Raw genomic sequence first — 1,093 nt, forward strand, 5'->3', positions numbered from 1 at the left:
TTGCAGCAAGATTTGTTGGCCAATGGCTTTGATCATGCCGCTTTCCTCCGCGATTGGGATGAAATCTAATGGTGAGATCATACCGCTTTCGCTATTCCAGCGAGCTAGGGCTTCGGCGCCACATACGTTACCACTCGCGAGATCGATGATCGGCTGATAATGAGGCACAAATTCGCGCTTGTCGATGCCCGTTTGCATCTTCGTGAGCAGCTGAGTACGAAACTTCGATGCGCTCGCGAGTTCTGGGCTGTAGTAACAAATGCCCGTCAGTGGATCTTGCTTCGCGTAGCTCAGAGCAATGCTGGCATTGCGTAGCCAAAGCGGCATGTTCTCACCATGCTTGGTTTGCACAATCCCTAGTGAGATCTTCATCACCACGCTTTCACCTTCAACCATAAATGGTGCTGCGAACAGTTGTTGTAGGCGACGTTCTGTTAAACGGATGTCTTCGTCTTTATCCATATCTGGCATAAACAGAGCGAACTCATCACCACCAATTCTGGCCAGCATGGTGTTGTCTGGGAATTGTTGCTTCAGCCTTTCTGCGATGCTAACCAACAGCTGATCACCATTGTGGTGTCCCACGCTGTCGTTGATATCTCTAAATTTGTTGATCCCCAATAAGAACAAACTACCGTGACACAAATTGGGTTTGTTTTCGCAGATTTCGATTAATCCTTGGCGGCTGTAGAGTCGAGTTAATGAGTCATACACCAGCTGATCGCGCAGCGCCTTAAATGAGGCTTTGAGGTTGCTGGCCATTTCATTAAAGGCTTTTGCGAGCACGGTCGTTTCGTACACACGGCCAGGTTGGGGCATTGAGCTATCCCAATCGCCATTTGCTAGGTGTTGAGCCGCATCGGCAGTGGCGTTGATTGGTCGAGTCACGCGTTCGAAGATGACCCAACTAAAGCCGATACCAAACAAGCTGACGACGATACCAACAATCCAGCTTTTCTCTTGGCTTTTCGGTAAGAGGCCAAGCAAATCAGATTCCGAGATAGAAGTGCCGATGAACCAAGTTAAACCGTTTGGATCGTAGTAGGGCGTGATACGGCTAAAAATACGTTGGCCGCTGTGATCAAACTCAAAC

General features: G+C 48.9%; 1 protein-coding gene. It reads right to left on the reverse strand.

The window, feature by feature from the left end; genetic code table 11:
- A partial coding sequence (locus R7P67_RS26035; RefSeq protein ID WP_318086484.1) for a diguanylate cyclase domain-containing protein occupies positions 1 to 1,093 on the reverse strand: 1,093 nt, incomplete at both ends.

This window comes from Vibrio sp. Vb0937 (assembly GCF_033338855.1).